The 22,930-nt window shown below is 38.1% G+C and carries 23 protein-coding genes and 1 pseudogene; 13 read left to right on the top strand and 11 right to left on the bottom strand.

Going from position 1 to position 22,930, the window contains the following annotated elements; all coding sequences use genetic code 11:
• Positions 1-626 precede the first annotated feature (626 nt).
• The 3 genes from A1D25_RS06505 to A1D25_RS11310 all read right to left on the bottom strand — a co-directional run bounded on the left by A1D25_RS06505 (position 627) and on the right by A1D25_RS11310 (position 1,637).
• Positions 627-998, bottom strand: a complete 372-nt coding sequence (locus A1D25_RS06505) for an endonuclease domain-containing protein (protein WP_157394884.1) — start codon at positions 996-998, stop codon at positions 627-629.
• Between the two features lie 50 nt (positions 999-1,048).
• Positions 1,049-1,312 (bottom strand): hypothetical protein, encoded by a 264-nt coding sequence (locus A1D25_RS06500; RefSeq protein WP_157394883.1) that lies wholly within the window; start codon positions 1,310-1,312, stop codon positions 1,049-1,051.
• Between the two features lie 124 nt (positions 1,313-1,436).
• On the bottom strand, positions 1,437-1,637 hold the full coding sequence (locus tag A1D25_RS11310) for a hypothetical protein (RefSeq protein ID WP_205420589.1): 201 nt from the start codon (positions 1,635-1,637) through the stop codon (positions 1,437-1,439).
• Positions 1,638-2,346: 709 nt separating this feature from the next.
• On the opposite strand from A1D25_RS11310, the gene A1D25_RS06490 reads away from it, so the two are divergent.
• A complete protein-coding gene (locus A1D25_RS06490; protein ID WP_157394882.1) occupies positions 2,347-3,306 on the top strand; it encodes a hypothetical protein in 960 nt (319 codons plus the stop codon).
• A gap of 130 nt (positions 3,307-3,436) precedes the next feature.
• Here A1D25_RS06490 and dapD read toward each other — a convergent pair whose 3' ends face one another.
• Complete coding sequence (dapD, locus tag A1D25_RS06485; RefSeq protein ID WP_157394881.1) at positions 3,437-4,261, bottom strand: 2,3,4,5-tetrahydropyridine-2,6-dicarboxylate N-succinyltransferase; 825 nt, start codon at positions 4,259-4,261, stop codon at positions 3,437-3,439.
• A gap of 189 nt (positions 4,262-4,450) precedes the next feature.
• Here dapD and yceD point away from each other — a divergent pair, with 189 nt between their 5' ends.
• The 4 genes from yceD (at position 4,451) to A1D25_RS06465 (ending at position 7,935) form a co-directional block, all read left to right on the top strand.
• Positions 4,451-4,975 carry a 23S rRNA accumulation protein YceD gene (gene yceD, locus A1D25_RS06480; protein ID WP_157394880.1) on the top strand — a complete coding sequence of 175 codons (525 nt, stop codon included), beginning with the start codon at positions 4,451-4,453 and terminating at the stop codon, positions 4,973-4,975.
• A gap of 16 nt (positions 4,976-4,991) precedes the next feature.
• Complete coding sequence (gene rpmF / locus A1D25_RS06475; RefSeq protein ID WP_005598552.1) at positions 4,992-5,162, top strand: 50S ribosomal protein L32; 171 nt, start codon at positions 4,992-4,994, stop codon at positions 5,160-5,162.
• A gap of 25 nt (positions 5,163-5,187) precedes the next feature.
• Complete coding sequence (plsX, locus tag A1D25_RS06470; protein WP_157394879.1) at positions 5,188-6,207, top strand: phosphate acyltransferase PlsX; 1,020 nt, start codon at positions 5,188-5,190, stop codon at positions 6,205-6,207.
• A 132-nt stretch (positions 6,208-6,339) separates the two neighbouring features.
• The gene (locus tag A1D25_RS06465) at positions 6,340-7,935 is read left to right on the top strand and encodes an ABC transporter substrate-binding protein (protein ID WP_157394878.1); all 1,596 of its coding nucleotides are present in this window, start codon (positions 6,340-6,342) and stop codon (positions 7,933-7,935) included.
• 61 nt (positions 7,936-7,996) lie between these two features.
• Here A1D25_RS06465 and A1D25_RS06460 read toward each other — a convergent pair whose 3' ends face one another.
• The gene (locus A1D25_RS06460; RefSeq protein WP_157394877.1) at positions 7,997-9,169 is read right to left on the bottom strand and encodes an FAD-dependent oxidoreductase; all 1,173 of its coding nucleotides are present in this window, start codon (positions 9,167-9,169) and stop codon (positions 7,997-7,999) included.
• A gap of 176 nt (positions 9,170-9,345) precedes the next feature.
• On the opposite strand from A1D25_RS06460, the gene A1D25_RS06455 reads away from it, so the two are divergent.
• From A1D25_RS06455 to pdxY, 4 genes are all read left to right on the top strand, one after another.
• Entirely contained in the window at positions 9,346-10,875 is a 1,530-nt protein-coding gene (locus A1D25_RS06455) for a YifB family Mg chelatase-like AAA ATPase (RefSeq protein ID WP_157394876.1), read from the top strand.
• A gap of 298 nt (positions 10,876-11,173) precedes the next feature.
• Positions 11,174-12,550, top strand: a complete 1,377-nt coding sequence (locus A1D25_RS06450) for a tyrosine phenol-lyase (protein WP_157394875.1) — start codon at positions 11,174-11,176, stop codon at positions 12,548-12,550.
• A gap of 100 nt (positions 12,551-12,650) precedes the next feature.
• Positions 12,651-13,865: an aromatic amino acid transporter gene (locus A1D25_RS06445; RefSeq protein ID WP_157394874.1), complete on the top strand. Its 1,215-nt coding sequence runs from the start codon at positions 12,651-12,653 to the stop codon at positions 13,863-13,865.
• Positions 13,866-13,893: 28 nt separating this feature from the next.
• Positions 13,894-14,757: a pyridoxal kinase PdxY gene (gene pdxY / locus A1D25_RS06440; RefSeq protein WP_157394873.1), complete on the top strand. Its 864-nt coding sequence runs from the start codon at positions 13,894-13,896 to the stop codon at positions 14,755-14,757.
• Positions 14,758-14,788: 31 nt separating this feature from the next.
• Here pdxY and A1D25_RS06435 read toward each other — a convergent pair whose 3' ends face one another.
• Complete coding sequence (locus A1D25_RS06435) at positions 14,789-15,544, bottom strand: BPL-N domain-containing protein (protein ID WP_157394872.1); 756 nt, start codon at positions 15,542-15,544, stop codon at positions 14,789-14,791.
• A 77-nt stretch (positions 15,545-15,621) separates the two neighbouring features.
• On the opposite strand from A1D25_RS06435, the gene A1D25_RS06430 reads away from it, so the two are divergent.
• The 4 genes and pseudogenes from A1D25_RS06430 to A1D25_RS11265 all read left to right on the top strand — a co-directional run.
• Positions 15,622-16,188: a biotin transporter BioY gene (locus A1D25_RS06430; RefSeq protein ID WP_157394871.1), complete on the top strand. Its 567-nt coding sequence runs from the start codon at positions 15,622-15,624 to the stop codon at positions 16,186-16,188.
• Between the two features lie 144 nt (positions 16,189-16,332).
• Positions 16,333-17,241 (top strand): glycine--tRNA ligase subunit alpha, encoded by a 909-nt coding sequence (gene glyQ, locus A1D25_RS06425; protein WP_157394870.1) that lies wholly within the window; start codon positions 16,333-16,335, stop codon positions 17,239-17,241.
• Between the two features lie 14 nt (positions 17,242-17,255).
• A complete protein-coding gene (locus A1D25_RS06420; RefSeq protein ID WP_157394869.1) occupies positions 17,256-17,525 on the top strand; it encodes a 3'-5' exonuclease family protein in 270 nt (89 codons plus the stop codon).
• A gap of 73 nt (positions 17,526-17,598) precedes the next feature.
• A pseudogene (locus tag A1D25_RS11265) lies at positions 17,599-17,706 on the top strand (IS1/IS1595 family N-terminal zinc-binding domain-containing protein); the annotation flags it as partial.
• Positions 17,707-17,757: 51 nt separating this feature from the next.
• On the opposite strand, the gene potC reads toward A1D25_RS11265, so the two are convergent.
• The 5 genes from potC to A1D25_RS06395 all read right to left on the bottom strand — a co-directional run bounded on the left by potC (position 17,758) and on the right by A1D25_RS06395 (position 22,748).
• Entirely contained in the window at positions 17,758-18,525 is a 768-nt protein-coding gene (gene potC / locus A1D25_RS06415; protein WP_157394868.1) for a spermidine/putrescine ABC transporter permease PotC, read from the bottom strand.
• A complete protein-coding gene (gene potB, locus A1D25_RS06410) occupies positions 18,525-19,385 on the bottom strand; it encodes a spermidine/putrescine ABC transporter permease PotB (protein WP_157394867.1) in 861 nt (286 codons plus the stop codon). The genes potC and potB overlap by 1 nt, the downstream gene beginning before the upstream one ends.
• The gene (potA, locus tag A1D25_RS06405; RefSeq protein ID WP_157394866.1) at positions 19,372-20,484 is read right to left on the bottom strand and encodes a spermidine/putrescine ABC transporter ATP-binding protein PotA; all 1,113 of its coding nucleotides are present in this window, start codon (positions 20,482-20,484) and stop codon (positions 19,372-19,374) included. The genes potB and potA overlap by 14 nt, the downstream gene beginning before the upstream one ends.
• A 319-nt stretch (positions 20,485-20,803) precedes the next feature.
• The gene (gene prmA, locus A1D25_RS06400; RefSeq protein ID WP_157394865.1) at positions 20,804-21,685 is read right to left on the bottom strand and encodes a 50S ribosomal protein L11 methyltransferase; all 882 of its coding nucleotides are present in this window, start codon (positions 21,683-21,685) and stop codon (positions 20,804-20,806) included.
• 16 nt (positions 21,686-21,701) lie between these two features.
• Positions 21,702-22,748, bottom strand: a complete 1,047-nt coding sequence (locus tag A1D25_RS06395; RefSeq protein ID WP_157394864.1) for a HipA domain-containing protein — start codon at positions 22,746-22,748, stop codon at positions 21,702-21,704.
• Between the last annotated feature and the right edge of the window lie 182 nt (positions 22,749-22,930).

Here is a 22,930-nt window from a genome sequence, read left to right as displayed (position 1 = left end):
ATCAATCTCCTCAAGGATTTTGATGATAAGTTTACGAAAGAATGTAAACGATGTCTTTGGGTTAAGATGTAAACGATGTTATCAGGTTGTACCCCCTAGCCCCTCTTTGCTAAAGAGGGGGACTGGAATTATGTAAAAATTAAGTTCTGTGGGCTACTTTACATTTTAAATGTTCTATTGCTGATGAAGAAATCAATTCTCTAAATTTTTGGAGATCCGATCCCCCTCTTTAGTAAAGAGCGGCTAGGGGAGATTTGTCCTAGCCTTCTCAAAATACACTTCATCATTGCATTTTAAATTTTATTGTCAATGAAGAACTTAATTCTCTAAATTCTTGGAGATCCGATCCCTTCTTTAGCAAAGAGAGGCTAGGGGAGATTTGTCCTAGCTTTCTCAAAATATACCTCATCATTGCATTTTAAATGTTCTATTGCCGATGAAGAACTTAATTCTCTAAATTCTTGGAGATCTAATCCCCCTCTTTAGTAAAGAGGGGTTAGGGGAGATTTGCCCTAACGTTCTCAAAATACACTTCATCATTGCATTTTAAATGTTCTTATTGCCGATGAAGAACTCAATTCTCTAAATTCTTGGAGATCTGATCCCCCTCTTTAGTCAAAGAGGGGTTAGGGGAGATTTGCCCTAACCTTCTCCAAAAACAAATAAATCTGCTCTATTACCGCTTCAATTTCAAGATAGATTTCATTATTGCTAAACCGCATTACGGTAAATCCTAGCGAGTTTAGTTCCGCATCACGCAAGCGATCTTTTTCCTGATAATCAGGGTTGTAATGTTGGCTACCGTCTAATTCAATAATCAACTTTGCTTTCGAGCAGTAAAAATCCACAATGTAATTCAACAGTGGCTTTTGGCGGTTAAAACGAAAACCTAAAAGCTGATCTCGGTTTATCTGTTGCCATAATTTTCTTTCCGCATCTGTTTGTTCAGTGCGAAGTTTCTGTGAGAGAGGTTTGAGTGATTTTGAGTAAGGTTGCATATTAAGTATCCCTTAAATTTTACAAAACTCTCACAAAAAGCACCGCACTTTTATTTAAACACTGAGCTTAACTCATCTTTATCCAAAACCACCCTCTCATCAGCTAATAACAAAGCAGGAATACCGATATAGCGGTTTTGTTTAGCGTGGTCGAAAGCGGAATGATGATCTCGCAAAAACAGAAAACGTTTATAGTTTGCCATTGATTCCAAAATATTTACGCCTTCATAATCCACGTTTAAATGGGCTAACTCTGCCACGAAAGGCTCGGTATCGGGGCAGAGATGGGCAAAAAAGAGTACGGGTTTTATCATAAATCATTCCAAATGAGTTTTGAAGATCATATTATTTTGATAATTTTACCAATTATTATGCCATAAAATGCCAATAGTAGAAAAAGTTATGTGCGACATTAATCATTCGCTCATAGCGTCTCCTCTATCCTTTCTCAAATCTCAAAAAATCTACCAGTTTTTTAGATTCAATCACTTCGTTATGCGGTATTAACAAGTAATGCCACCTTTTTGAATGATTTTTTAGTGCATAATCAGTGGCATATTTACACCATTCTCTTGCTGCCTCTGCTTTGGCTTGTACTTCTGAGGTCTCTAAATCTACATAAGCTTTAGTTTCTGCCATTAAAATACAATTATCGGTTTCTATAACAAAATCGGGAATATATTCTTTTTGAGCGGCACCTTGTTTGTAATAAATCTGAAACTACCCCTTGGCCGGCTTAAACCATTTTTGCGCATCACGCTCCAGAATCACGGCAAAACGACGTTCAGTATCAGAATCAAATTTTTGTAAAGGGTATAGGCATTTTTTAAAATGACCAAATATCATTTGCTTGATTCGAGATTTATCTACCACGGTATCTCGTACTGAATAGATAGTTTCATTAGCAGATAACGTATAAACACAAGGTTTGAGTGAACTAAATCTTCGGCTAACTTTTGCTTCATAAGCCGTCGCTTTTTCCCAGAAACAATAAACGACTTAACCACTGCCGAGCAGTGGCGGTGAGGCAGATATAGAGCATTGATGGGAAAGCGGATACTGGGGTAATCTGCCAACACTTGCCACCAATAATCGTACTGCATTTAAATCCATTGTTTAGTTCTACTTTAATTTTCAAATATGGAAAATATTTTTTATTTTATGACATTCATTTTCAAAATTGTAACCCTTAAAATCCGCAAGCGGTCTGATAGCTATCGAGAGAAGCCTCTAGGCTTTGAGTGAAAAAGTATGAGATTATCCTGAGTATTTAAAACCAATCTTAGATCTTTTTATTTTTTTACTGTAATATCCATCTATACACAATGGGAAATAAAAGGAAAGTGTTATGCAAGATTATATATTTAAATTATCTGCGATCAGTTTACTTATTGCTTTACCTGCGACATTATCTGCTCAACAAAATCAAACAGTCCTAGATAAACAGCACGCCAATGTACAATCAACTTTACATTCATGGTCAAATGCTATAGACGATTGGTTTGGTGAACCAGATCCTAATAGCCCTGCCTCTGCAAATTTACGCATTATGCTAGATAATCAATGGAATAGGTATGATGGCTATTCAGTCAAGCCTAGGGTTAGAGCAAAAATTCGTTTACCGACCTTAAAAAAACGCTTTAGCATTATGATTGGTGATGAAGATTTGGATAATCATGCTCAAGATAAAAACCAAACTACACCTAATTATCGTGAACCGTTAGAAAAAGATAAACGTTATGATCGTCGTCAGGCTAAAAATGATAACTCATCAATTGCTTTACGTTGGTCTGATGCTTTTAAAGGATTAGGTATTGACTCTGATTTTGACATAGGTATTCGCTCAGGTGCTGATATCTTTGCACGCTTAAAAGTGAGTAAAGAATGGAAACATAATGATATTTATTCAACACGCTTAGAACAGATTTATCGTTATGGATTCAATAGCAAACATTATTTACGTACTAATTTTGAGAATAAACTGACACAAGATAAGAATACATTTGTGAACAATCATACCTATCTTGATTACAAAAATAACCTAGATGAAATAGTCACTTGGGGGAATAGCCTTTATCGAGAACATAATTTTGCAGGTTACAAACGGCTAAATTATGGTATTACAGTAGGGGGATATATTGAACATAAAAAAGCAACATTGAATCAATATGGTCCTTTTATAACTTGGCGTCAGCCTATTTTAAGAAAATGGTTTTTTATTCAACCTGAAGTTCATTTCTATAACAACAAAAAGCTTGAGCGTAAACATACCCTGGGTGCATTTTTACGACTTGAAGCTATATTCTAAAACTATAGGGTGTAATGGATAAATCAGCAACCATTTTGTCCATTACACCTCGGTTTGAAACGGCTTATACGTCTTTTGTGCCTTATATCTCCGCACTGAAGGGCGGAGATATAAGGCACTAATTGATAAATTACTCTTCAATAGAACGAAGTAACTCGTTGATGCCTACTTTACCACGCGTTTTTTCATCAACTTTCTTCACGATTACTGCACAGTATAAGTTATATTTACCACATTTTGACGGTAAGCTACCTGATACAACAACAGAGCCAGCAGGTACACGTCCGTAGTGAATTTCGCCTGTTTCACGATCGTAAATTTTGGTTGATTGACCAATAAATACGCCCATTGAAATTACACAACCATCTTCAACGATAACGCCTTCAACCACTTCAGAACGAGCACCAATAAAACAGTTATCGCCAATAATAGTTGGGTTTGCTTGTAATGGCTCTAATACACCACCAATACCTACACCGCCAGAAATGTGAACATTTTTACCGATTTGAGCACAAGAACCTACGGTTGCCCAAGTATCTACCATTGTGCCTTCACCAACGTATGCACCGATATTCACATAAGATGGCATTAAAACGGTATTTTTAGCAATGTAAGCCCCTTTACGAACGGTGGCAGAAGGTACAACACGGAAGCCTTCTTTTTGGAAACGTGCTTCATCATATTCGGCAAATTTAAGTGGAACTTTGTCGTAATATTTTGTTTCTGCACCATCAATAATTTGGTTATCATTGATACGGAATGATAATAACACCGCCTTTTTCAACCATTGATGAGTTACCCAGTCGCCATCAATTTTCTCTGCGACGCGATATTTACCGCTATCTAATCCTTCAAGAACTTCTTCAACGGCTGCTTTCGTTTCTGCATCTACGGTATTTGGCGTAATTTCTGCACGACGCTCAAAAGCGGCTTCAATAATTGCTTGTAATGACATTTGCATTTCCTTTTTTATAAGTAAACATAATAATGGACGACTTTTTAGCATATAAGCGGTGGGATTTCTACTAAATTTTACCTATTGCTTTATTTCTGTTTGCTACAAGCGGTAAGATTTCTCAAATTTTTTGCAAAAAGCCATTTTCTCTTTGACTATTTTGCTTTCAATCTGTAATATTCGCACCCTATGCAAAAAGCAAAACTACCCCTAACCATTGACCCATATAAAGACGCTCAGCGTCGAATGGATTACGAAGGCTTCATTCCTGCAAGTCTTTTTAGCCGTTTGAGTGAATCGGTTAGTAACGTGCTAAGCGATGCACAAGTTACTTTATCGTTATATGTTGATCCACAACGTCTTACTGTAATTAAAGGCAGAGCAATGATTGATGTGGAGTTAGACTGCCAACGTTGCAGTAACACTTTTAAGCAGACGCTGGAGTGCGAATTAAGTTTCAGTCCAGTGTCAAATATGGATCAGGCGGACAGCTTGCCCGAAATTTATGAACCAATCGAAGTTAATGAGTTTGGTGAAGTAAATTTGCTAGATATGATAGAAGACGAATTCATTCTTTCATTACCACTAGTCCCGATGCATAATTCTGAACACTGTGAAGTGTCCGTGGCAGAACAGGTTTTTGGTGAATTACCAGAAGAACTGGCAAGTAAACCTAACCCGTTCGCTGTATTAGCTAATTTAAAGAAAAACTAGATCTAGGAGAAGGCCCGTGGCTGTTCAACAAAATAAAAAATCTCGTTCACGTCGTGATATGCGCCGTTCACACGATGCATTAACAACTGCTGCAGTATCAGTAGATAAAACAACTGGCGAAACTCACTTACGTCACCACGTTACTGCTGACGGTTACTATCGTGGTCGTAAAGTAATCAACAAATAATCAAGTTTATCTTTCGAGGTATAATTTGACTCGTCTAACCCTAGCGTTAGATGTAATGGGCGGGGACTTTGGTCCCCGTATTACTATCCCAGCCTTATCACTCGCGTTGGAAAAAAATCCAATGCTCTTTGTACTCGCCTTTGGTAATGAGGCAGAAACCTTACCCTATATTCATAAGCTCCCTTTAGAACAACAACAACGTATTCAATTCAAGCACACTGCAAAATCTATTGATGCCAATTTACCTTTTATGCAAGCATTACGCCAAAGTAAAGGTAGTTCTATTCGCTTAGCCATTGAATCCGTTGCAGAAGGAAAAGCACAAGGTTGTGTAAGCGGGGGGAATACAGGGCTATTGATGGGGCTTGCCAAACAACTTATCGAATTGTTGCCTAATATTGATCGCCCTGCATTAACTTCGTTAATTCCAACTCTAAATGGTAAATCAACCGTAATGCTTGACTTAGGTGCTAATGTGGAAGCCGATAGTAAATTACTAATGCAATTTGCTGAAATGGGAAATATTTTCGCACAAATTATGTTGGAACTGGTTTATCCCCGTATTACATTACTGAATATCGGTACAGAAGAAAATAAAGGCACAATTTATCTAAGAGAATCACATCAACAATTAAAATTATCACAACACCTTAATTATCAAGGTTTTATTGAAGGTGATAAACTGCTTAACCATTTAACTGATGTTATTGTTTGTGATGGTTTTAGTGGTAACATTGCTTTAAAAACATTGGAAGGTGCGGCTAAAAATATTCTCGCATTTTTTAAAAAAACAACTGAAGACTCACATCTCTGCCGTCAAGCTAAACGCTATTTACTTCGGCTTATTTTTTATCGCTACTACCGTAAATTACAGCAAATAAATCCCGATAGACATAACGGAGCAACGCTCTTAGGGCTATCTTCAGTTGTCGTGAAAAGCCACGGTGGAGCAAATATAAACGCGTTCTATTACGCTATTCAATATGCTATTTCACAGATAGAAAATGAAATCCCTGCTAAAATTTCGAAAGGACTGCAAAGCTAAATTAAATCTAATTTAAAGCCAACCTTGCCTTATTTATTCTTTTTTGTTATAAAAAACTCTCTTTTGTTATTTCCTTTTTGCTATAAAAACGGTATTTTGTTACAAAATTTTAAAGGTCGTTTAGGAGACATTATGAAATTCAGAAGCAAACTTTCTTTAGTCGCAGCAACATTACTTGTTGCAGGTGTAGCACAAGCAGCAGATAAAACTTTCGTAAACTGTGTTAGTCGTTCACCAACAGGCTTTAGCCCTGCTTTAGTAATGGACGGCATCTCATATAATGCAAGTTCTCAACAAGTATATAACCGTTTAGTTGAATTCAAACGTGGTTCAACAGATATTGAGCCTGCTTTAGCAGAAAGCTGGACTATCAGTGATGATGGCTTAACCTATACGTTTAATTTGCGTAAAGGTGTAAAATTCCATACGACTAAAGAATATACGCCAAGTCGTGAATTTAATGCCGATGACGTTGTATTCTCATTCCAACGCCAATTAGATCCAAACCATCCATATCATTCAGTATCTAAAGCAACTTATCCGTACTTTAATGCAATGAAATTCCCTAAACTACTAAAATCAGTAGAAAAAGTGGATGATCACACCGTTAAAATTACATTAAATAAACAAGACTCCACTTTCCTTGCCAGTTTAGGTATGGACTTTATTTCAATTTATTCAGCAGAATATGCGGATAAATTATTGAAGGAAGGCAAACCAGAAACACTTGACACAACCCCTATCGGTACAGGTCCATTCGTATTCTCTGGCTACCAACTTGATCAACGCATTCGTTTCTTAGCACATAAAGACTATTGGAATGGCAAAGCCGATATTGATCGTTTAATCTTTGATATCGTCCCAGATGCAACAGCTCGTTATGCTAAATTACAAGCAGGTGCGTGTGATATGATGGATTTCCCGAATGCGGCTGATCTTGAGAAAATGAAAAATGATCCAAAGATCAATTTACTTTCACAAGAAGGCTTGAATATTGCTTATATTGCCTTTAATACTGAAAAAGCACCTTTCGATAACGTAAAAGTCCGCCAAGCATTAAACTATGCGGTAGATAAAAATGCGATTATTGATGCTGTATATCGTGGTGCAGGTGTAGCAGCGAAGAACCCACTTCCACCAACAATTTGGGGATATAACAATGAAATTACAGGTTATGAATATAATCCAGAGAAAGCAAAAGCACTTTTAAAAGAAGCAGGCTTTGAAAACGGATTTGAAACAGACATTTGGGTTCAACCAGTAGTTCGTGCATCAAACCCTAACCCACGCCGTATGGCTGAATTAGTTCAAGCAGACTGGGAAAAAGTGGGTGTTAAATCAAAATTAGTAACTTACGAATGGGGCGACTATATTAAACGCACTAAAGCAGGTGAATTAACCGCGGGAACTTACGGTTGGTCTGGCGATAATGGTGACCCTGATAACTTCTTATCTCCACTTTTCGGTAGCGATAATGTTGGAAACAGTAACTATGCTCGTTTCAAAAACCCTGAATTAGATGCCTTACTATCAAAAGCTATTGGCTTGTCTGATAAAGGCGAACGAGCAAAAATTTACGAACAAGCACAAGTTCTATTAAAAGAGCAAGCACCTTGGATCAACGTTGCTCATTCAGTGAACTTCGCACCAACTAGTAAACGTGTTCAAGACTATAAACAAAGCCCATTTGGTTACTCTTACTTCTACGGTACTAAAGTTGTAGACTAATCAACTTTTCCAAAAGTCTTTCAAAATCCCAGCAGCTCTTGCTGGGATTTTTTATATTTAATCACAACCCCAACGCATATTTCAACGCACGTTTCTTAAATGGTGTAGCTCTTTCTGCAACAATAAGTGCCAGATTACGCAAGGCTTTAACAGGTAAGAGATCGGTTTTAAATGCTTTATAAAATATATCCATTCCTGTTTGCATCACTAAATTATCCATTTTACGTTGTCGTTCATATTGTTTCAGCCACTCAACATCTGCAAAAGATTGTCCTTTTCCGACCGCTTGTTCTGCAATCTCTAATAGTGCTTTGACATCTTTAAAGCCCAAATTCACCCCTTGCCCTGCAAGCGGGTTGATTGTGTGAGCGGAATCCCCTACAAGAACAATTCCATTACGGAAATAGTGCTGAGCGTGTTGTCGAGTCAAAGGGAAACTGGCGTGGTTTATTACTTTTACCTTACCTAGTCTTGTTGGGAAAAATTGCTCAATTTCACTGGCTAATGCAACACTACTCATTTGTTGGAGTTGCTGAATACGCTGTGGCGAGTCGTACCACACAATACAACCATTATCATCGGCTAAAGGAAGAAAAGCCCTTGGCCCACTTGGGAAGAATTGTTGCCAAGTGGCAGTTTGCGGTGGTAAGGATGTTTTTACTACGGCTAATAAGCAATGCTGACGATATTGCCAGCTGGTTAAACCAATTCCAGCCCAATTTCTGACTTGAGAATTTGCACCATCGCAAGCGATAACTAAGGGAGCTGCAAACTGCTGTTGATTATCAAGGGTTAATGTCCAAATACCTTGTTGTGAATTTGCAGAAATATGTTGAAATCCTACCGCTTGAATGCAATTAGGGTAGGTTTGCAATGCTTGCCATAAACCAATTTGAATAACATTATTTTCCACCATAAAACCCAGTTTATCTAAACCGAGTTCAGCAGCGTGAAATGCGGTATTAAACCCATCAATTTCCCAAGTTTCCAAACCATCATACGCCCATACACGCATTTGCTCTATCGCCTGCCACGCACCTAATTTTTCTAATAAGGCAACAGACGCTACGCTAATGGCAGAAATTCGGACATCATAAGGTGCATTTCCTGAAAATTCTGGCAATGGATTTTTTTCCAACAAGGCAACATTCAACCCTAATTTTGCTAATCCTAAGGCTGTCGCAGCCCCGACCATTCCACCACCGACCACGATTACATCTTGCTGATTGTGCATATTCCCCTTCACTTATTCACACCTAAATAAAACGGAAGTGTACTACAAGCGGTGCGTTATGCATTGATTTTTGCAAAATTTTTGTGAGCTAGATCGAAAAACAATTTTTTCTTGAGTGAATTGCAAGATGGCTTTGCTTAAGCTGTGGGGCAATAAGAGTATATTGCGGAGAAAATATGTCATTAGCCATTATTTATAGTCGAGCGTCTATTGGAGTTGAAGCCCCTCTAGTTACAATTGAAGTGCATATTAGTTTAGGTAGCCCTGGGCTTTGCTTGGTTGGTTTGCCCGAAAAAAGCGTTAAGGAAGCCCAAGATAGAGTAAGAAGTGCATTATTAAATGCCAATTTTGAATACCCAGCAAGACGCATTACCATCAACCTAGCTCCTGCGGATTTACCCAAAGAGGGTGGACGTTTTGATTTACCGATTGCAATTGGTATTTTAGCGGCATCGGGGCAGATTGATAGTGATAAACTAAAACAATTTGAATTTTTAGGTGAGCTTTCTCTAACAGGTCATCTACGGGGCGTTCAAGGGGCAATTCCTGCAGTAATTTCGGCTGAGAAGGATAAACGTGAACTCATTATTCCCCGCCAAAATGCCAATGAAGCCTCCCTTGTATCTAGCACCCAAACCTATTTTGCAAGCTCGCTATTGCAAGTTGTCAATTTCCTGAATAATAGAGATAAATTATCCATTGCACAGCAAGACTTGCAAAAAACCAACTTAAACCAACCGCTTCTTCAACGAGATTTGACCGATATTATCGGGCAACAGCACGCCAAACGGGCTTTAACGATAGCGGCTGCTGGGCAACACAACCTGTTATTTCTTGGACCACCTGGGACGGGGAAAACGATGTTAGCAAGCCGTTTAGCCGATCTCTTACCTGAAATGTCTGATGATGAGGCGATTGAAACAGCATCAATCACTAGTCTTGTTCAGAATGAACTAAATGTCCAAAACTGGAAATTTCGCCCTTTTCGATCACCTCATCATAGTGCGTCAATGGTTGCATTGGTAGGCGGTGGATCCATTCCCAAACCTGGTGAAATTAGCTTGGCTCATAATGGTATTCTTTTTCTTGATGAACTTCCCGAATTTGAGCGAAAAGTATTGGACGCATTACGCCAGCCCCTTGAATCTGGCGAGATTATTATTTCTCGAGCCAATGCTAAAGTACAGTTTCCAGCACGATTTCAGTTAATCGCTGCAATGAACCCAAGCCCAACAGGGCATTATCAAGGCACACACAATCGTACATCGCCACAACAAGTAATGCGTTATCTTAATCGTTTATCAGGGCCTTTTCTGGATCGTTTTGATCTCTCTATTGAAGTCCCACTTTTACCACAGGGGGTATTGCAACAAGGTAATGAACAGCGTGGAGAAACTACCGAGCAAGTTCGAAAGCGGGTACTTGCCGCTCGTGATTTGCAATTAGCCAGACGGGGAAAAATTAACGCTCAACTGACAACTAGAGAGATTGAGCAGGATTGCCAACTTTCTACACAAGATGCTCAATTTTTAGAAAATACATTATTGAAACTTGGGCTTTCAGTGAGAGCTTATCATCGAATTTTAAAAGTATCTCGCACTATTGCTGATCTCGCTAATGAACGTAACATTCAGCAAGCTCATCTTGCTGAAGCATTAGGTTATCGAGCAATGGATAGGTTATTACAACGGTTGCAAAATGGTTGATAAACAATCACTTTACCCTTAATAAAGCTGAAAAAGATGATATATAGCGATAAATTATGAAGTTAAAAAATGTCAAATATATGCTGATATTTTCACCTTATCAATAACTAAAAAGTGATTTTTCATTATTTTGTGATGTGTGTCGCAAATTTAAAATAAAGTATTTGAAAAGCGTAAATAATTCTTTACTATTCACACCTGAAAGTTAGGTGAGAGTTGTGTAAGAAACTTCTTATATAACAATGCCTTAGCTGTCTTTCTGGTATCAATGTATTCTACACCTTAGAGGAAATTTACTATGAAAAACTATCCAGCAGAACCGTATAAAATCAAAGTTGTTGAACCTATCGCAATGACAACTCGTGAGCAACGTGAAGCCTATATGAAAAAAGCAGGCTATAACACATTCTTACTCAACTCAGAAGAAGTTTATATTGACTTACTCACCGACAGTGGTACAACCGCAATGAGTGATAAGCAATGGGCAGGTCTAATGATTGGTGATGAAGCTTATGCAGGTAGCCGCAACTTCGCACACTTACAAGAAGTAGTAAGAGAGTACTATGGTTTCAAATATGTTGTACCAACTCACCAAGGTCGTGGGGCAGAAAACCTACTTTCAACTATTATGATCAAACCAGGTGATTATGTACCAGGTAATATGTACTTCACTACTACTCGTGCTCACCAAGAGCGTAATGGTGCAACCTTTACAGATATTATCATTGATGAAGCTCACGATTCTCAAATCGACTTACCTTTCAAAGGTAATATTGACCTAAATAAATTACAAAAATTGATTGATGAAGTTGGTGCAGATCGCATTCCATATATCTGCTTAGCGGTGACTGTAAACCTTGCTGGTGGTCAGCCTGTAAGTATGAAAAATATGCGTGAAGTAAAAGAATTATGTAGCAAACACGGTATCAAAGTAATGTTTGATGCAACTCGTTGTGTAGAAAATGCTTACTTCATCAAAGAAAGAGAGCCAGAATATAAAGATGCAACTATTCGTGAAATCTTAAAAGAAATGATGAGCTACGCAGATGGCTGTACAATGAGTGGTAAAAAAGACTGCTTAGTAAATATCGGTGGTTTCTTATGTATCAATGATGATGATTTATATCAACAAGCAAGCGAATTAGTGGTACTTTATGAAGGTATGCCATCTTACGGTGGTTTAGCTGGTCGTGATATGGAAGCAATGGCAATCGGTATCACTGAATCAGTTGATTTCCACTATATTCAACACCGTATCGCACAATGTCGCTACCTTGCTGAAAAACTAGAAGCAGCTGGTGTACCAATCGTTAAACCTGTTGGTGGACACGCAGTATTCTTAGATGCAAGAGCATTCTTACCACATCTCGACCAAGAAGAATTCCCTGCACAAGTATTAGCAGCAGAGCTATATATTGAATCAGGTGTTCGCAGTATGGAACGTGGTATTATCTCAGCAGGTCGTGATAAAGTAACGGGTCAAAACCACAAACCAAAACTTGAATTAGTTCGTTTAACAATCCCTCGTCGTGTATATACTTATGCACATTTAGATCACGTTGCTGAAGGCGTAATTAACCTATTCAAGAGACGTGAACAAATCAAAGGCTTGAATATGGTATATGAACCGAAACTTCTTCGTTTCTTTACCTCTCGTTTCGAACCTAAAGCATAATTGATTTAAGGGCATTACTGGCAACAGTAATGCCCTTGTTGTATCAAGAGCCGTCTGCTTGCCGTTTATCTATCTCTAGCGAACCTATTAGGAGCTCATTATGAATAAAACGCTAGGAAGTACATTACTTGTAGCTGGCACAATGATTGGTGCTGGTATGTTGGCAATGCCACTCACATCTGCAGGGATTGGTTTTACATTTACAGTTATTCTCTTGGTTGCACTATGGTTATTCCTAACTTACAGTGCTCTTCTTTTTGTTGAAGTTTATCAAACGGCGGACGCAGATGCGGGCATTGGTACATTAGCCGCCCAGTATTTTGGTTCACCAGGGCGAATAGTCGCTACTACCGTTTTAATGGTATTCTTATATGCTCTACTTTCAGCCTATGTTACAGGTGGCGGAGCTATTATCGCATCAACAATTCCACAAATTGGCGATGAAGATACGACCTTCAAACTTTCCATTGGTTTATTTACATTGATTTTTGGTGCATTTATCATCATTGGCACACAAAGTGTTGATGGTATTAACCGAATACTATTCTTTATTATGCTTATTACACTTGGCGTTGTCTTAGTTTTAATGGCACCTAAAATTACCATAGACAACCTAATGGCAATGCCAATTGATAAAGCATTACTTATTTCATCTGCCCCTATTTTCTTCACCTCATTTGGATTTCACGGTTCTATACCTTGTTTAAACCATTATTTAGATGGCAATGTTAAAGCACTCAGAATTTCAATTATTGGGGGATCTGCCATTACGCTAATTGGTTATATTTTATGGCAACTTTCCACTCACGGAGTATTAAGTCAAACGCTCTTTTTACAAATTCTACAACAAGATCCAACGCTAAATGGCTTGGTAGAAGCAAGCCGAACTATTACTGGCAGTGAAATGATTGGCGGTGCGGTAAAAATATTCTCTGCACTCGCTTTAATTACCTCTTTCCTTGGGGTAGCACTCGGTTTATTTGAATGTATTGAAGACTTACTCAAACACGCCTTTAATTATTCAGCAAACCGTATTTTACTTGGTGTACTTACCTTCCTTCCGCCACTATTTTTTGCCTTCTTCTATCCAAAAGGCTTTATTTTGGCATTAGGTTATGCGGGGCAAATGTTTGCCTTCTATGCAGTGGTACTTCCAGCAGCATTAGTTTGGAAAGCTCGTCAGAAGCACCCTAACTTACCTTATCGAGTGATTGGTGGAAATCTAGCATTACTTCTCTCTGCAATTTTGGGTATTATTATTGTACTCATTCCGTTTGTGGTGAGAGCAGGTTATCTACCTGCGGTAGTTGGATAAAATTAGGATCAATGTTAAGGATAAAACGATGAAAAATGTTCTCTCAATTCAATCTCACGTAGTTTATGGCTATGCAGGCAATAAAGCTGCAACTTTCCCAATGCAATTACTTGGTGTAGATGTTTGGGCGTTAAATACGGTTCAATTTTCAAACCATACACAATATGGAAAATGGAAAGGAATGGTCGTTCCAAAAGAACAAATTGGCGAAATTGTACAAGGTATTGATGAAATTGAAGCATTAAATGAATGCGATGCTATTCTTTCAGGCTATATCGGAGCTGCTGAACAAGGTACTGAGATTCTCGCAGCTGTTGAAAAAATTAAGGCAAAGAATCCAAATGCTTTATATTTCTGTGATCCAGTAATGGGACACCCAGATAAAGGCTGTATTGTAGCACCTGGTGTGGCGGAATTTCTACGCGATTTTGCAATGACAAAAGCGGATCTAATTGCCCCAAATCTGGTCGAATTGAGAGAGCTAACAGGCTTACCTGTTGAAAATTTTGAACAAGCTCTTAATGCTATTAAAGCTATTTTAAACAAAGGGCCTAAACGTGTATTAGTTAAACATCTTAGCAAGGTAGGGAAAGATCCAAGCCAGTTTGAAATGTTATTAGCCACAGCTGAAGGAATTTGGCATATCAGTCGCCCACTTCACGAATTTGTTGGGCGAGATCCTGTTGGTGTTGGCGATCTCACAAGCGGTCTGTTTTTAGCAAATTTACTCAATGGTAAATCCGATCTTGAGGCTTTTGAACATACTGCAAATGCAGTGAATGATGTGATGAGTGTTACTCAACAAAGTGGCAAATATGAATTACAAATCATCAAAGCTCGAGAATTTATTGTTAATCCACAAAGCCAATATAAAGCGGTTAAGATAGCATAAATAACAATCCGTCCGTAAAACGGGCGGGTTACTATTTTAGCATCAATATTTCTCTTATTTTCTCCCAAATGGTATCACCATAATCAAACGTCAGTTGTTGCATAATGTGCTGTTCTTTGATCTTGTCAGGTAAACTTTCCGTATTATCAACCACATACTCTTGATAAATACTTGCTTGTAGCTCGAAATGCACGCCCGATAATAAATAATGCCCTTTGCCTAATGTGCCATAAATAATTGCTGGGCGTTGTTGAGAATAATAGCCAAGAATTTGATGAGTGGAATCCGATGATGCTACAAATGTTGCCCCACCGTGATAGTAGAATGGCTTACGTTGTTGATCTGCCAAAGTAATTTCAACAATCGCTTTAGATGTTACACTTTCATCATAGTAATGCTGTTGGGTTAAATCGGGCAAAGAGCCGATCGCTACTCCATCAAATAACGCCAGCTCTCTTTCACCGAAGACCTTATAATCTCGTCCAGTAAATGCTAGTTGCTTACAGGCATAATATGCCCCTGCACAGATACCAATATACAATCCACCGTTCTCAATAAACGCCCGAATTAACTGATTACCCGCACCATTTAATTTTGCACAATAAGGCAGATCCGCTCCCCCAGGGATAATGAATGCAGCAGCATCTTCTAATCCTTGCTGAAGTAGTTGTTCAGCGTTAATCAAATGAGCTGAATACCCCAATTTCTGCGGTGTGGCGAGTTGTAGCGATTTCACACCCACTTCACTCGTGCCTTCATCAGCGTAAATATAGACTGGTTTTACCACAATGATTCCTATTTTGTTTTACTTTATAAAATGCTTTTCAGTATAATCCGCCTGCGTTATTCAACCAAGGAGAACCTATGTTCACAGCACAATTAACCCAAACTAAAAGATGGTTAGAAGCTAACCGTGCTTTTGCTTTTATTCTGAAAACCGTAATCGGTGCAAATTTAATTGCTATTTTTGCTCAAATTTCAGTACCAATGTACCCTGTACCAATTACGGGGCAAACTCTCGCATTAACTGTTGTTGGTTTTGCATTAGGGCGAAAAGCCGCAGTATCAGCAGTGTTACTTTACTTGTTTGAAGGTGCAATTGGCTTACCTGTTTTTGCTAATGCGTCTTCTGGTTTCCAAACCTTATTAGGCCCTTCAGGTGGTTATTTAATTGGTTTCGTGCCAACCGCTTATGTACTTGGCTATTTTAGCGACAAAGGCGTATTAAACTCATTTTGGAAGAGTGTTGCCGTTGCCTTACTTGCAACAGTAATTACCTTTGTATTTGGGCTTGCACAATTATCGTTATTTGTTCCTGCGGATAAAGTATTAGCCTTTGGTTTATATCCGTTTATCATTGGCGGTGTAATTAAAGCTGTGCTTGCGAGCTTGTTAGTCATTCCATCTTATAAATTCTTCTCAAAATTATAGTCGTTTGATTTTAAATCAACTTATTTCAGACCTTGCAACTTGCAAGGTCTTTTCTTAATAAATTTTGCAAAAAATTCCCACGTTCTCACCGCTTACCGCTATAATAGCCAACATTTTTAACTGAATTTATCAATAGGAATCACAATGTCAGCAAAATTTAATGTGAAAACCTTTCAAGGAATGATCCTTGCATTACAAGATTACTGGGCTCAACAAGGTTGCACTGTTGTTCAACCTTTCGATATGGAAGTGGGGGCAGGAACATCTCACCCAATGACCTGCTTGCGTGCATTGGGCCCTGAGCCAATGGCATTCGCTTATGTGCAACCTTCTCGCCGCCCAACTGATGGACGTTATGGCGAAAACCCAAACCGCTTACAGCACTATTATCAATTCCAAGTGGTGATTAAGCCGTCTCCAGAAAATATTCAAGAACTCTATTTAGATAGCCTAAAAATGTTAGGTTTCGACCCAACTCAAAACGACATTCGTTTTGTGGAAGATAACTGGGAAAACCCAACGTTAGGGGCGTGGGGCTTAGGTTGGGAAGTGTGGCTCAACGGAATGGAAGTGACCCAATTTACCTATTTTCAACAAGTTGGCGGTTTAGAATGTAAACCTGTTACAGGCGAAATTACCTATGGTTTAGAACGTTTAGCAATGTACATTCAAGGTGTAGATAGTGTATATGATCTTGTTTGGTCGGACGGACCACTCGGCAAAACCACTTATGGCGATGTATTCCACCAAAACGAAGTCGAGCAATCGACTTACAACTTTGAATATGCTGATGTGGATTTCTTATTCAAATGTTTTGAGCAGTATGAAAAAGAAGCTCAATATTTATTAGATCTCGAAAAACCACTCCCTTTACCTGCTTACGAACGCATTTTAAAAGCGGCTCACAGCTTTAACTTATTAGACGCTCGCAAAGCAATTTCTGTGACCGAACGCCAACGTTATATTTTACGTATTCGTGCTTTAACTAAAGGTGTGGCAGAAGCTTACTATGCAAGTCGTGAAGCGTTAGGGCTTCCAGGGTGTAAGAAGTGAGATAAAAATAATCAATGTTCGGTTTTAAAGAAAAGATTTCTAAAAGAGAAATAGCTCAAATAGAAAATCAAGCTATCTTTAAAGGGCGAATTCACCCCATTGACACGACAGAAAAAGCTGAAAATGCACTCAAATTTTTAATGAGTGAAAAAATCGTTGGTTTTGACAGCGAATGGAAGCCCACTTTTGGTAAAGGTGGGCGATATTCCAAGGTCGCATTAATTCAAATATCTACCCATACTGATGCCTACTTATTTCGGTGTAATGGACAAAATAGTTGCTAAAAAGTGCGTTAAGAGCTTATAGTACAAGGCTTTAACGCACTTTTTTGAAAATGAATAAAAAACTTGTCCTTTTTGTAAAAATCAAAATATAAAGAAGAATGGTGTTAGAAATAACACTCAACGTTATAAATGTAATTGCTGTAATAAAACATTCACCTTTCAACATAAAATAAACCTCTAGGTATAAGGTGTAATACCTAGAGGTTTTTTATAATCTACTTTTTAAAAAACATTAGTCTTTTTTACGACCGATAATTTGGCTTAAAATCACTAAGGCGAGTGAGAAGATAATCATTATAGTCGCAAGAGCGTTTACTTCTGGTGTTACCCCTGTTTTTACTAATGAGAAGATCTTCAATGGTAATACTTCATAGCTCGCACTGGTTACAAAAGATGAAACTACCACATCATCTAGTGAAATAGTAAAGCTCAATAACCAACCTGATACAATCGCTGGTAATAGTAGCGGAAGTAAGATCTTACGCAAAATTACCATTTCACTAGCACCTAAATCTTTGGCGGCTTCAAGCATTTTTCCATCAAAATCTTTTAAGCGTGAAGAAACAGTAATTACCACATACGGTAAACAGAATGTGATATGTGCAAATAATAGCGACCAGAACCCTAGTGATACACCAACTAACATAAATAACGCCAGTAAAGAAACTGCCATTACGATATCAGGCGACATCATTACCACGAAAAGCATTCCCCCTACCGCTTGTTTACCACGGAATTTATAACGGTAAAGTGCAATGGAAGTTAATGCACCGATTAAGGTTGCAAAGGTTGCTGAAACGAAAGCAACAGTAATAGAGTTCATTGCAGCTTGGATTAAGGTATCGTTATTAAATAAACGTTCATACCAGTTCCAACTAAAGCCTTTCCACGTTAATCCATAGCGGTCAGCGTTAAAAGAGTTTACGATTAAAATAATAATTGGAATGTACAAATACGCGTACACCACAAACATAAAGAGGCTATTAAATACGCGTTTCATTATTCTAACTCCACTTTCTTATTCATTAGTTTATTTGCACGATAGTACACATAAAGCATTAACGCCATTAGGATAGTTAAAGCAATACTGATTGCTGAACCAAATGGCCAGTTACGCGTTACTAAGAATTCACTCTTAATAATGTTACCGACTAGTAATACTTTCGCACCACCTAATAAGTCTGCCACATAGAACATTCCCATTGCAGGAAGTAGTACTAATAAGCACCCTGCAACAATACCTGGCATTGTAAGTGGAATAATCACTCGAATAAAGCGTTGGAACGCATTTGCACCTAGATCTTTTGCAGCTTCAAGTAAGCGACCATCAATTTTTTCGATGGAAGAATAAAGTGGCAAAATCATAAATGGTAATAGGATATAAACTAGACCAATAACTACCGCAATCTCAGTATTTAAAATACGAATTGGCGTATCAATAATACCTAAGCTGAGTAATGTTTCATTTAAAATTCCTTTTACCCCTAGGAAAATCTTCATTCCATAAATTCGGATCAGCGAGTTGGTCCAAAACGGTAACACCACCAGAAATAACAAAAATGGGCGATATTTCGTTGGTAATTTTGCAATCATAAATGCAAAAGGATAACCAATCACTAAACAAATAATCGTTGAGATCCCTGCCATATAAAGTGAGTTCCACAACACTTGTGAATATAGCGGATCAATTAAACGACTATAACTATCTACTGAGAAGGTAAATTCAATTAGGTTGCTACTGTCTTTCGTCATAAAACTGGTAAATAGCACCAGTAAATTTGGAATTAAGACGAAAAAAATCAACCAACCGAAAATAACTCCAACCGTAATATTTTGGAATTTATTACTAGCGACCTTCATCGTTGAGTACAACCTCCCAGCCTTCGTGCCACGTTAGTGCCACTTTCTGACCTACTGAGTGATCCATATGCGGATCGTCTTCGTTAAAGAATTCACTAACCAATACTTTCATCTGATTATGATCAAGAATAACGTTAGACTCTAACGTCATACCTTTATAAGTACGGTCGCTGATATGTCCGATAATAGCTTTTGAACTTTCGTTTTCATCAAGCTCTTCAATCAAGATATCTTCAGGACGAAGCAATACTTTAAGTTTTTGATTTGGGTGAACTGGCATATCTGTATAAATCTCACAGATACGTCCTTCTACGTTCGCTTTTACGGTTTTCTCACTAACACGCTCAATTACAGTTGCATCGAATACGTTAATTTCACCGATAAAGCGTGCAACGAATAAATTGCTCGGATCTTCATAAATTTCACGAGGTGAACCATCTTGTTCAATATTTCCTTTATTCATCACAATAATACGATCAGACATTGTTAATGCTTCTTCTTGATCGTGAGTAACGAAAATAAAGGTGATACCTAATTGACGCTGTAAAGCTTTTAGCTCATTTTGCATCTCTTTACGCAATTTATAGTCGAGTGCAGAAAGTGATTCATCTAATAGAAGTACTTTCGGCTTATTAACGACAGCACGCGCAATCGCAATACGTTGTTGCTGACCGCCAGAAAGTTGGGAAGGTTTACGTCCTGCCATTTCTTCAAGACGAACCATTCGCAAAGCGTCCATTACACGCGGTTTAATTTCACTTTCAGCTACTTTCTGCATTCTTAAACCAAATGCCACATTTTCAAAAATGGTCATATGTGGGAAAAGGGCATAACTTTGGAATACGGTATTGACAGGGCGTTGTTCCGCAGGAATGTTAGACACATCTTGTCCATCCAAAATAATTGAACCTTCCGTTAATTCTTCAAAACCCGCAATCAAACGTAATGCAGTGGTTTTACCACAACCCGATGGACCTAAAATTGTTAAAAATTCACCATCGTTAATGGTAAGATTTAAGTTATCAATAATTGTTTTATCACCATAACGTTTCGTTATAGAACGAAGCTCAATAATTGGTTTTTGATCTAACTTTTCCATTTATTTTTGTTTTCCCCCTAGGGTATTGTTGAGAAAAGGCAAAAATCTGAATAAAAATTCAGCGTGAATAGCGTCATCATAACGCCCTAAAATAATCTGCAATAATATAGCGAATAAAGGGGGAATGAAAGCAAAAATTACGAATTTACGAAATTGCGTCAATCTTCTATCATAATATCAATCATCAAAACCAATATAAATTTAGGTTATGACTTAGTTTTCTAAATATTATGATTCTCTCAATAGCACTCGTGGAGACTAAAATTGGGTGTAATGGACACGCTATGTGTCCAAATACAATAATCGTATTATCAATAAACTAGGATTTTACGCCAGTGATTCTACACCACTCTTCTTTTTCTTCAACAGGGTCAAGATGAAAGGCTTGTTGATAGGCTTCACACACAGATTCTGCTTGTGTCGCTAAAATACCTGATAAGCCTAAGTCGCCTTGCGGTTTCACTAAGGTGATAATTTGTGGGGCGAGTTCTTTGAGTGGACCTGCGAGAATGTTTGCCACAACCACATCAGCAAGCAAATCTTTTGGCTGATCTTTTGCAAGAAAGAGTTGTAATCTATCCGCTACACCATTCGCCTCTGCATTGTTACGGCTAGCTAAAATAGCTTGTGGGTCAATATCAATACCAATTGCTTGTTTTGCACCTAATTTAAGTGCGGCAATCGCTAAAATGCCAGAACCACAACCAAAATCAATGACTGTTTTTCCTTGTAAATCAAGGCTATCTAACCAAGCTAAACAGAGAGCTGTGGTTGGGTGAGTGCCTGTACCAAAAGCAAGCCCAGGGTCGAGCATTACATTGACTGCGGTTGGATCGGGAATTTCACGCCAACTTGGGCAGATCCATAAACGTTTACCAAATTGCATCGGGTGGAAGTTATCCATCCACTCTCTTTCCCAATCCTTATCTTCAATTTGCTCAATTTTATGGGCAAAATCTGCCGACACAAGCTGGCTAGTGATCAACGCCTCTACGATAAGTTGCATATCCGTTTCAGCATCAAATAATGCCACCACATCTGTGTTGCCCCACAAGCGAGTTTCGCCAGGGAGTGGTTCAAAAATAGGGGTATCTTGGCTATCCATAAAGGTAACCGATACTGCCCCGATTTCTTCTAAAAAGTCGCTGATCTGCTCAGCTTGCTTATCTGTACTATTTAAACGAATTTGTACCCACGCCATTGTTTTTTATTTCCTTTTATAATTTTGGTTCATTAAAAATCTGTAAATATCCTAACCGATGTTGATAACATTGTAACACTTGTTGCTGATGCTCTAACGGCATAAATGAATTTTGATAGATTTCGTGAATTTTGTCGCTTGCTTTAGGCAAATCCACTAACAATTTTTGGCAAAATTTTTCACTCAGACCGATATTTTTACCAAATTCGATAAAATCCATTCCTAAATAGCAACCATATTGAGTTTCAAAACCATCTGCCAGCTGATTTCCGCCCTCTTCTTTTTCCAACAGTGGCAAGGCTAACAAGCTGTCATTAAACACTTCCGCATAAGGTTTGACGGAAACAAAGTCATAAACAGGGGCAAGCGAAATATTACCGTTTCGAGCAATGATTAACGAAAAGTTGCGTAAATGAAGATCGTTATTACCGAGTAAATAGGCATACACTACTCTCAAAAACAGTGTTTTCTGTAAGGCTAAATTCGCTTGAGTAACATTGTTTAAAATAAATTTTACCACTCGCTCATAGCTTACATATTGCTCGCCATCGTCCTTAATTTTGCCATATTTTTCGGTAATTCCCATTGCTCCATCAAGTTGTTCTTGATGAATTTGCAAATTTTCAGCCCGATCATACCGCTTGATTACAAACGCAAAATTCTTTTCAGCTGGATTATCGGTGTTGAAATAAACTAAGCCATTTTCAGGCATATCAAATTTCAACGCTTTCATTACTTGCATTGTAGCGTGTTCATTTTCAGCTAGAAATGGGAAATTGTCGGGAGATGGCTTTAAAATATAGTCACCACTTGCATCAATAATATCAAACTGAGCATTGTGAATAATCAGCTGTAATTTCGGTTGGTAGCCTGAAATACTCATTCCTTTCTGCTTTTTAGGGCGAGAAATTTCAAACTCTTGACGGTCAAAATTCAACATTGGATTGAAGTTTGAGCTACCTGTTAAGGCTTTCAATCCTTTTTTACTGTAACCGATTTTTTCTTCAGACCTAGATAACGATTTTAATAAAATCGGCAGATTATTGACAAAGTTTTTTTTCATTCGGACGCCAGCGTGGCGCCCCTACAAGGAAAGTTATAACCAATTGAAAAATAACAGATTTTATTTTGTTATGTAGGGACGCCACGCTGGCGTCCGTTAATTGGATACAACAAATTGGGGTTTGTCATCAGTCTGAGCTAGGCATTGAGCCTAGCTTTTACTATCAATAAACCAATTAAAAT

Origin of the sequence: Ursidibacter arcticus (assembly GCF_009761375.1) — a bacterium.
GTDB classification, from domain to species: Bacteria; Pseudomonadota; Gammaproteobacteria; order Enterobacterales; family Pasteurellaceae; genus Ursidibacter; species Ursidibacter arcticus.
The sequence above is the reverse complement of the archived record's forward strand: the minus strand, read 5'-3'. Positions and strand labels throughout refer to the sequence as shown.